The sequence below is a fragment of the Brevundimonas sp. genome, assembly GCF_036400995.1.
In the GTDB taxonomy this organism is placed as follows: domain Bacteria; phylum Pseudomonadota; class Alphaproteobacteria; order Caulobacterales; family Caulobacteraceae; genus Brevundimonas.
This window is the reverse complement of record NZ_DASWWG010000051.1, coordinates 38736-48075: the sequence shown is the minus strand read 5'-3', so window position 1 is coordinate 48075 and position 9340 is coordinate 38736. Positions and strand designations below refer to the sequence as shown.

The window sequence follows — 9340 nt, the reverse complement described above, 5'->3', positions numbered from 1 at the left end:
TGTTCGCCGTCAAGGGCGAGACGCTGGAGGAGTACTGGGACTATGCCCACAAGATCTTCGAATGGGCCGACGGCGGCTATCCGAACCTGATCCTGGACGACGGCGGCGACGCCACCCTGCTGTGCGTGCTGGGGCCCAAGGCCGAGAAGGACGCCTCCGTCCTCGACAATCCGCAAAACGAGGAGGAGGAAGCCCTCTTCGCCGTGATGAAGCGGTATCTGAAGGAAAAGCCCGGCTTCTATTCGGCCATTCGCGACGCCATCGGCGGCGTGTCGGAGGAAACCACCACCGGCGTCCACCGTCTGTACCAGATGTCGGAACGCGGCGAGCTGCCGTTCCCGGCCATCAACGTCAATGACAGCGTCACCAAGTCCAAGTTCGACAACCTGTACGGCTGCCGTGAATCGCTGGTCGACGCCATCCGTCGCGGCACCGACGTCATGCTGTCGGGCAAGGTCGCCGTGGTCTGCGGCTATGGCGACGTGGGCAAGGGCTCGGCCGCCTCGCTGCGTCAGGGCGGCGCCCGCGTGATCGTCACCGAGATCGACCCGATCTGCGCCCTGCAGGCCGCCATGGAAGGCTACGAGGTCCAGACCCTGGACGACGTCGCCGACAAGGCCGACATCTTCGTCACCGCCACCGGCAACAAGGACGTCATCACCGTCGAGCACATGCGCGCGATGCGGAACAACGCCATCGTCTGCAACATCGGCCACTTCGACAGCGAAATTCAGGTCGCCGGCCTGAAGAACTTCAAGTGGGACGAGATCAAGCCGCAGGTCCACCACATCGAGTTCCCGGACGGCAAGAAAATCATCCTGCTGTCGGAAGGCCGTCTGGTGAACCTGGGCAACGCCACGGGTCACCCGTCGTTCGTGATGTCGGCTTCGTTCACCAACCAGACGCTGGCCCAGATCGAACTGTGGACCAACATCTCGGCCTACGAGAACAAGGTCTACACCCTGCCCAAGCACCTGGACGAGAAGGTCGCCTTCCTGCACCTGGCCAAGCTGGGCGCCAAGCTGACCACCCTGAAGGACGAGCAGGCCAGCTACATCGGCGTGCCGCAGCAGGGCCCGTTCAAGCCGGAACACTATCGCTACTAAGGGCGCTAACGCTCGCCGCGCGGCGGCTCGCTGCCTGAGCGCGGGTCGCGGGTGCGAAGTTTGAGGGGGCCGGGGGCGTTCGCGCTTCCGGCCCTTTCTGCGTCAGGCGGCCAGATGGCGCTGGCCGAGGTCCTGATCGCGGTCCGCCAGACCGGTCTCAAAGTCCATGAAGACGTCGATCAGCTCATCCACACCCACCGGCGCGGCGCCGGCGTTGAAGCGGAACCGCCAGAAGCTGACGACGTGCTGGATCGCGCCGAGTTGCTCGCCCAGCCGGGTGAACAGGCGCGGCGCCTGCAGCAGGAAGTCGCGGAAGGCGCCCGGACGCGAGTCCTCGGTCAGGGCCGCATAGGCGTCGTCATAGATGCGCAGGGTGCGCGAGGCCTCATCGCAGACGGTGACGATCCGGTCGCGCAGCACCTGCCGGCCGCGATCCAGATATTCCCGCGCATTACGGTCGATCTTGCCGATGGGCTTCACCGTGGCCACGGCGTCGGCCACCGCGGCGACATCGCCCATCAGACTGGTCAAAACCCATTTGTAGTAGAGGAATCCCTTCCAGCAGAAGATGCCCTCCTGATACTCCTCGGGCTTGAGGTGGAGGGTCTGGCGCAGGGCCTCCATCCGGTCGCCGGGGTCGTTCGACAGGATCTTTCCGGCCAGCCGACGGGTCGAGCCGACCGCTTCGACGTCGCCGCCCAGGCTCAGGGTCACCAGAGGCCGGATCTCGGCCTCGACGAACTGCACCATCCGGACCAGGTCGCCGTCGCTGATCGAGAAATAGCAGGCCGCGGGTTCCACGCCCGCGCGTTTCAGCTGTTCGCGCAGCAGGAAGGGATCCAGCGAGGGCAGGGCGTCCATCAGGCGCAGGGTGACCAGGTCCGGATGCTCCGGCTCCAGCCCGAAGGTCTCCTGCATCATCTTCTCGAAGCCGCGCTGGTCGACAAAGACGAAGCGTCCGCCCGTCTTCAGGTCGTCGGAATCGATCGGGATCACCACCTTGGTCGCCACCTGGCGGCGCAGATGGAAGGCGTCCAGCTCGTCCCGGCGCAGGCGGTGCTTGATGATCAGGCCCGCGTTCAGGGCCGGGGTGCGGAAGATGGGCTTCGCCCGCCACTCGGGGTCATGGGCGTGTTCGTGGGCGACCTTGAGCAGATTCAGCACGCGCGCCGTCGAGGCCGAACGCCGCAGGTGAGCCAGGTTTCGGATCGCGCGGTCGGTCATGGTGCCCCTTCGAGGCGGGCACCTGACCATGAAATGATGACCAACGGCTTAGCCGATCAGTGATCAGTCACGGCCCCGACCGTTCCCGGCCCCTGTCAGGACTCGGGAGCGGCTCTGGCGCGGGACCGGCGGCAGGCCTAGAAGTCGGGCATGAACGCCTTCGACATCCTGATCCTCGTCGCCGTCTTCGCCGTCGCGGTCACCCTCGCCCTGGGCCTGCGCCAGCTCTACAAGGACGGCCCCGAGGCCCGCTCGCGCTCGAACAAGCTGATGCGGCTTCGCGTCGCACTGCAGGCGGTGGCGGTGGTCCTTCTGGTCATCGGCCTGTGGTGGAAGTCCACGCACGGGGCCTGATCCGATGGTTGTCCTGAACCGCATCTATACGAAGACCGGCGACGGCGGGCAGACCCGGCTGGCCTCGGGCGCTCCGGTGTCCAAGAGCGACGCCCGGGTCGAGGCCTATGGCGCGGTCGATGAACTGAACGCGGTGATCGGCGTGGCCCGGCTGCACTCCGGCCAGAACGACCGCATCGACGCCATGCTCGGCCGGATCCAGAACGAGCTGTTCGATCTCGGCGCCGATCTGGCCACCCCGCAGGACCCCGCGCCCAAATGGGAGGCCCTGCGCATCCTCGACAGCCAGGTCGAGCGGCTGGAGCAGGAAATCGACTGGATGAACGAGAGCCTGAAGCCGCTGGACAGCTTCATCCTGCCGGGCGGCGCGCCCCTGTCGGCCCATCTGCATCTGGCCCGCACCGTGGCCCGCCGGGCCGAGCGCGAGGCGGTGCGTCTGGTCGAGAGCGGCGAGACGGTGAACGGCGCGGCGGTGCGCTATCTGAACCGCCTGTCGGACCATCTGTTCTGTGCGGCCCGTCGCGCCAACGCCAACGGCGCGGGCGACATCAAGTGGAAACCGGGCGCGACGCGCTAGGGTTCAGCGGCCGCGCTCGGCCGCCAGGGCCTGACGCTGGCGTTCGGTTTCGGCGTCGCGGGCGGCCTGCTCGGCGGCCAGACGGTCCTCGATCTCCAGAAGCTCGCGGTTCTTGCGGTCCGACGCTTGGGCGCGGGTCTCGCCCGGCTTGCGGCCGGTGATGCCCTCGATCTCGGCGATCGACAGCGGACGGGCGCAGACCGTCTCCTCCGGATCCCACCAGCCGCCGCCGGCGACGCAGCGATCACCGGGCGCCTTCACAAGGGCCTGCCAGGCGAAGGTCGCGCCGACCAGCACCGCAAAGGTGCACAGAAACAGCACGCTGAGCCGTTTCATCGTCAAAAGGCGGTGCATCTGGAGCTTCCCGTGATCCGGCGTGTTGACGCCGCGTTACGTTGACAGGGCGGGTGAGGCGTACCTATTGCCTGACCCATCATTCCGGCGACTTTGTGGATAGCGCAATGAAGGTTCTCGTCCCCGTCAAACGGGTGATCGACTCCAACGTCAAGGCCCGCGTGAAAGCGGACCAGACCGGCGTCGATCTCGCCAACGTCAAAATGAGCATGAATCCCTTCGACGAAATCGCCGTCGAAGAGGCCGTTCGGCTCAAGGAAGGCAAGGAACACCATGCCGCCGGGACCGCGACCGAGATCGTCGTCGTCTCCATCGGCGTGACCCAGGCCCAGGAAACCATCCGCACCGCCCTGGCCATGGGCGCGGACCGCGGCGTCCTGGTCCAGTCGGACGCCGACCTCGAGCCCCTGGCCGTCGCCAAGGTGCTGAAGGCCGTGGTCGATGAGGAAAAGCCGGACCTGGTCCTGCTGGGCAAGCAGTCGATCGACGGCGACAACAATGCGGTCGGCCAGATGCTGGCGGCCCTGCTCGACTGGCCGCAGGCGACCTTCGCCGGCAGGCTGGAGATCGGCGGCGGCAAGGCGACCGTGACCCGCGAGGTCGACGGCGGCCTGCAGACCGTGGCGGCGACCCTGCCGGCGGTGGTCTCGGTGGACCTGCGCCTGAACACCCCGCGCTACGCCTCCCTGCCCAACATCATGAAGGCCAAGAAGAAGGAGATCGCGGTCAAGGCGGTCGCCGACTACGGCGTCGACGTCGCGCCGCGCCTCAAGGTGCTCAAGGTCACCGAGCCGCCCAAGCGGTCGGCCGGCGTGAAGGTGGCTGACGCCGCCGAACTGGTTTCCAAGCTCAAGTCCGCGGGGGTCCTGTAATGGCCGTTCTCGTCATCGCCGACCACGACGGCTCGGCCGTCCGCGACACCACGAACAAGACCGTCACCGCCGCCCTCGCCGTCTCGGGCGACGTGGACGTGCTGGTGCTGGGGCAGGGCGCCAAGGGCGTCGCTGACGCCGCCGCGAAGATCGCGGGCGTCCGCAAGGTCCTGCTGGCCGAGAGCGCCGGTCTGGGCAAGATGCTGGCCGAGGCCGTCGAGGCCACCGTCCTGCCGCTGGCCGCCGGCTACGACGCCGTGCTGACCCCGGCCAACACGGACGGCAAGAATTTCGCCCCGCGTCTGGCCGCCAAGCTCGACACCGCCCCGATCTCTGACATCGTGGAAGTCGTCTCGGCCGACACCTTCGTGCGCCCGATCTACGCGGGCAACGCGCTGGAGACCGTCCAGTCGTCAGACGCCAAGAAGGTCATCACCGTCCGTCCGACCGCCTTCACGGCGGCGGCTGAAGGCGGCTCCGCCTCGGTCGAGACCGTCGCCGGCGCCGACGCGCCCAAGACGGCCTTCGTCTCGGAAGAGATGGTCAAGTCGGACCGCCCGGAACTGGGCGCCGCCAAGATCATCGTCTCGGGCGGTCGCGCCCTGGGTTCGGCGGAAGAGTTCCACGCCGTCATGGACCCGCTGGCCGACAAGCTGGGCGCCGCCGTCGGCGCCTCGCGCGCCGCGGTCGACGCGGGCTACGCCCCCAACGACTACCAGGTCGGCCAGACCGGCAAGGTCGTCGCCCCGCAGCTCTACATCGCCATTGGCATCTCGGGCGCCATCCAGCACCTCGCCGGCATGAAGGACTCCAAGGCCATCGTCGCGATCAACAAGGACGCAGACGCCCCGATCTTCCAGGTCGCCGACTACGGCCTGGTCGCCGACTACAAGACCGCCGTGCCGGAGCTGATGAAGGCCCTCGGCTGAGGGTCGTCACAGGCTGACTGAAGAAGGCGCGGCTCCGGACGGGGCCGCGCCTTTTTCATGGGTGGGACCGGAGCTGTTCGCTTCGGCTCGCCGGGCATAGGAGTCGTCAAATGACCATCGCCTGGACAGCCGGCTATTCCGCCGATGAGCTGGAACGCGCTCAGGAACGCTTCCGGCTGAGCTTCCCGTCCGATCTGGTCGCCCTGCTGCGCGACCGACGCCCCATCGGTGGCCCCGACTGGAACGACGAGGCGGCGGTCCGCTCGCGCCTGGCCTGGCCGTTCGAGGGGCTGCTGTTTGATGTCGAGGCCAACGGCCTGTGGTGGCCTGAATGGGGTGATCGACCCGATACGCCCGAGGCGCGCGCCGAGATTCTGAGGGGCGTCGTCGGCCGGGCGCCGCGCCTCATTCCGATCTTCAGGCATCGCTTTCTGCCCGCGACGCCAGCCATCCCGGGCAATCCGGTCTTCTCGGTCTATCAGGCCGACGTGATCCACTACGGCACGGACCTTGAGGACTACATCGAGCGCGAAGAGCATGGCTGGGACGTCAGGCCTTGGCCCGATGCGATCCGCGAGATCGACTTCTGGTCAGAGCTGGTCCGTCGGAACGCCTGATCTCCCGCCATGACCACCCTCGCCATCAAGCTCACCCCCGGCGCCGCCTCCGACCGCATCGACGGTTGGGATGTGGACCCCGACGGCCGCCCTGTGCTGAAGGTTCGCGTCCGGGCCCGTCCGGTCGAGGGCGAGGCCAACGCCGCCCTGCTGAAGCTGCTGGCGAAAGCGCTCGACCTCCCGAGGTCGGCGGTGTCGCTGGAACGGGGCGGACAGTCGCGGCTGAAGCGTACCGCCGTCGACGGACTATCCCCGGATGAGGTGCGGGCGCGTCTTTCCGCATCGTGACGAAATCGCCCTTTGACGGATCGCGCGACTGCCCCCTTTAATCCGCCCCGAGTTCGCGCCGCCCTGCACCGCACGGCGCCCGAGTGAGCTTCAGGGGAGCTGTACATGAGACTTCGACGCCTGGGGGGCGCCAGCCTCGCCACTATCGCCGTGCTGGCCCTGGGGGCCTGCGCCACCACCGGAAGCAGCGGATCGCAGGGTGACGCCGCCGCCGCGCCGCGCGAGCGGCAGGCGCTGCCGGCGGGCCTGGACTACGCCGCCAATCCCGATCCCTTCCCCTCGACCTATCGCGGCCTGCCGCGGGACAATTTCGCCATCGTCGGCGGCACGGTGCTGGACGGCGCGGGCCGCCGGTTCGAGAACGGCGTGGTCGTGGTCACCGACGGGCGCGTGGCCGCCGTCGGCGACGCCTCGACCGCCATTCCGGCCGGCTATCGCACGGTGCAGGCCAACGGCCGCTTCGTGACCCCGGGCATCATCGACGTCCACTCCCACCTGGGCGTCTATCCCTCGCCGGGCGTGCAGGGGATGAGCGACGGCAACGAGGCCACCAGCCCCAATACGGCGCAGGTCTGGGCCGAGCACAGCCTGTGGCCGCAGGACCCGGGCTTCAACACCGCCCGCGCCGGCGGGGTGACCACCCTCCAGATCCTGCCCGGCTCGGCCAATCTGTTCGGCGGCCGCGGCGTGACCGTGCGCAACATTCCGTCGGTGACCATGCAGGGCATGAAGATGCCGGGCGCGCCCTACGGCCTGAAGATGGCCTGCGGCGAGAACCCCTCGCGCGTCTATGGCGGCCGCAACCAGAGCCCGGCGACGGGCATGGGCAATATGGCCGGCTATCGCGCCGCCTTCATCGCCGCCCGCGACTACAAGGACAAATGGGACAGGTGGCGCCAGTCGGGCGAGGGCTCGCCGCCCACCCGCAACCTGCAGCTCGAGACCCTGGCCGGGGTGCTGGACGGCTCGATCCTGGTGCAGAACCACTGCTACCGCGCCGACGAGATGGCGATGATGATCGATCTGTCGAAGGAGTTCGGCTTCAAGATCACGGCCTTCCACCACGCCATTGAGGCCTACAAGCTGGCGCCGCTGCTGGCCCGTGAAGGCATTTGCGCCGACATGTGGACCGGCTGGTGGGGCTTCAAGATGGAGGCCCTCGACGCGGTCGAGGCCAACGCCGCCCTCGTCGACGCCCAGCCGGGCTCGTGCGCCGTCATCCACTCGGACGACGCCGAACTGACCCAGCGCCTCAACCAGGAGGCCGCCGCAGCCCTGGCCGCCGGTCGCCGCATCGGCATGGACATCCCGGAGGAGCGGGCGATCAGCTGGATCACCCTGAACCCGGCCCGGTCGCTCGGCATCGCCGACCAGACCGGCTCGCTGGAGGCCGGCAAGCGCGCCGACGTGGTGATCTGGAGCGCCGATCCCTTCTCGATCTACGCCCGCGCCGATCAGGTCTTCATCGACGGCGGCCTGGCCTTTGACCGCGCCAACCCGGCCTATCAGCCGGTGTCCGACTATGAACTGGGTCAGCCCGGCTACGGCCTGCGCGCCGCCAACGTCCCGCAGGGAGCCCGCTGATGCGCCTCAAGAGCCTGATCCTCGCGGCGGCCTCGGTCGTCGCCCTGTCCACGCCCGCCCTCGCGCAGGACCTGACCGCCATCACCGGCGGCCGCGTCCTGACCGGTTCGTCCGTCATCGAGAACGGCACGGTGGTCATCCAGAACGGCCGGGTCGTCTCGGTCGGAACCGGCGCCGCCCCCTCGGGCGCCCGGATCATCGACGCGCGCGGCAAGGTCGTCGCCCCCGGCTTCGTCGCGGTCGACAGCGGCCTCGGCGGGTCGGAAATCTCGTCGGTCGGCGGCTCGGACGACCTGTCCAACGGCGCCAACACCATCAGCGCCGCCTTCGACGTCTCCTACGGCCTCGATCCGTGGTCCTTCACCCTGCCGGTGGCCCGCCTCGGCGGCATCACCCGCGCGGTGGTGGTGCCCAACCATCCGGGCGGCTCGGGCGGCCATAACCACCAGGACGACAGCGACTTCGCCGGCGTCGGTCACGCGGGGCTGCAGTCGCCCAGCCTGTTCGCCGGGCAGGCGGCGGTCATCCATCTGGGTCAGGGCAACGACATCCTCGTCCGCGCCCGCGTCGCCCAGGTCGCGCCCTTCGGCGAGGCCGGGGCCGGGGTCGCCGGCGGCGCCCGCGGCGCCGAGTTCACCCAGTTCCGCGAGACCCTGACCGAGGTGCGCCTCTACGCCCGCAACCGGGCGGCCTATGACCGCGGCGACGTTCGCGATCTCAGCCTGTCGCGCGCCGATCTGGAAGCGCTGATCCCCGTGGTCGAGGGCCGGATGCCGCTGATCGTCACCGTGCGCCGCGCGGCCGACATCCAGCAGGTCCTGCGCCTCGCCCGCGAGGAGGGGATCAGGATCATCCTCGACGGCGCCGAGGAAGGCTGGCTGGTCGCCGACCAGATCGCCGCCGCAGGCGTCCCGGTCCTGCTGAACCCGATCTCCAACCTGCCCGGCAATCTGGAGACGCGCGGCGCGCGGATGCAGAACGCGGCGGCGTTGGATGCGGCGGGCGTGGTCATCGCCATCAAGGGCAACGAGGGCTCGATCCACCGCGCCCGCGAGACCCGCTACAACGCCGGCAACGCCGTCTCGCACGGCCTGCCCTATGAGGCGGCGATCGAGGCCATCACGGTCAATCCGGCCAAGATCTTCGGCATGGCCGGTCAGTTCGGGGAGCTGCGCCCCGGCGCCGCCGCCGACGTGGTCATCTGGTCGGGCGATCCGCTGGAGCCGCTCAGCCTGGCCGAGCAGATCTGGATCAACGGCCAGGAACAGGCCCCGACCAGCCGCCAGTTCCTGCTGCGCGATCGCTACCGCGACGGCGGCGAAGGCGCGCTGCCGCCGGCCTACGGCCGGTAGGGATTAGGGTCGAGGGGCGAGGGTCGAGGTGATAGGGAAGGGAGTAGCGGGGCGGTAAATGCTTCCGCCGCCTTCCCTCGATC

At 68.8% G+C, this 9340-nt stretch carries 11 protein-coding genes; 9 read left to right on the top strand and 2 right to left on the bottom strand.

The annotated features are described in order from the left end of the window. Window positions 1–1106: adenosylhomocysteinase (locus tag VGE03_RS07090; protein WP_331045774.1), on the top strand; the 1106-nt coding region annotated here is incomplete at its 5' end. A gap of 102 nt (window positions 1107–1208) precedes the next feature. Here VGE03_RS07090 and VGE03_RS07085 read toward each other — a convergent pair. Beyond that, a complete protein-coding gene (locus VGE03_RS07085) occupies window positions 1209–2330 on the bottom strand; it encodes a hypothetical protein (protein ID WP_331045773.1) in 1122 nt (373 codons plus the stop codon). 150 nt (window positions 2331–2480) lie between these two features. Here VGE03_RS07085 and VGE03_RS07080 point away from each other — a divergent pair, with 150 nt between their 5' ends. Both VGE03_RS07080 and VGE03_RS07075 read left to right on the top strand, forming a co-directional pair. After that, window positions 2481–2684 carry a twin transmembrane helix small protein gene (locus VGE03_RS07080; protein ID WP_331045772.1) on the top strand — a complete coding sequence of 68 codons (204 nt, stop codon included), beginning with the start codon at window positions 2481–2483 and terminating at the stop codon, window positions 2682–2684. Between the two features lie 4 nt (window positions 2685–2688). Beyond that, on the top strand, window positions 2689–3261 hold the full coding sequence (locus VGE03_RS07075) for a cob(I)yrinic acid a,c-diamide adenosyltransferase (RefSeq protein WP_331045771.1): 573 nt from the start codon (window positions 2689–2691) through the stop codon (window positions 3259–3261). Between the two features lie 3 nt (window positions 3262–3264). Here the strand turns inward: VGE03_RS07075 and VGE03_RS07070 are convergent, their stop codons facing one another. After that, window positions 3265–3615, bottom strand: coding sequence for a hypothetical protein (locus tag VGE03_RS07070; RefSeq protein ID WP_331045770.1), 351 nt, complete (start codon window positions 3613–3615; stop codon window positions 3265–3267). Between the two features lie 107 nt (window positions 3616–3722). Between VGE03_RS07070 and VGE03_RS07065 the strand changes: the two genes are divergently transcribed. The 6 genes from VGE03_RS07065 to VGE03_RS07040 all read left to right on the top strand — a co-directional run bounded on the left by VGE03_RS07065 (window position 3723) and on the right by VGE03_RS07040 (window position 9257). Continuing rightward, window positions 3723–4487, top strand: coding sequence for an electron transfer flavoprotein subunit beta/FixA family protein (locus VGE03_RS07065; protein ID WP_331045769.1), 765 nt, complete (start codon window positions 3723–3725; stop codon window positions 4485–4487). Beyond that, window positions 4487–5416, top strand: a complete 930-nt coding sequence (locus VGE03_RS07060; RefSeq protein WP_331045768.1) for an electron transfer flavoprotein subunit alpha/FixB family protein — start codon at window positions 4487–4489, stop codon at window positions 5414–5416. Before VGE03_RS07065 ends, VGE03_RS07060 begins: the two co-directional genes overlap by 1 nt. Window positions 5417–5526: 110 nt before the next feature. Then, window positions 5527–6033, top strand: coding sequence for an SMI1/KNR4 family protein (locus tag VGE03_RS07055; RefSeq protein ID WP_331045767.1), 507 nt, complete (start codon window positions 5527–5529; stop codon window positions 6031–6033). 9 nt (window positions 6034–6042) lie between these two features. After that, on the top strand, window positions 6043–6321 hold the full coding sequence (locus VGE03_RS07050; protein WP_331045766.1) for a DUF167 family protein: 279 nt from the start codon (window positions 6043–6045) through the stop codon (window positions 6319–6321). Between the two features lie 105 nt (window positions 6322–6426). Continuing rightward, window positions 6427–7905: an amidohydrolase gene (locus VGE03_RS07045; protein ID WP_331045765.1), complete on the top strand. Its 1479-nt coding sequence runs from the start codon at window positions 6427–6429 to the stop codon at window positions 7903–7905. Beyond that, entirely contained in the window at window positions 7905–9257 is a 1353-nt protein-coding gene (locus tag VGE03_RS07040) for an amidohydrolase family protein (RefSeq protein WP_331045764.1), read from the top strand. Before VGE03_RS07045 ends, VGE03_RS07040 begins: the two co-directional genes overlap by 1 nt. Window positions 9258–9340 lie beyond the last annotated feature (83 nt).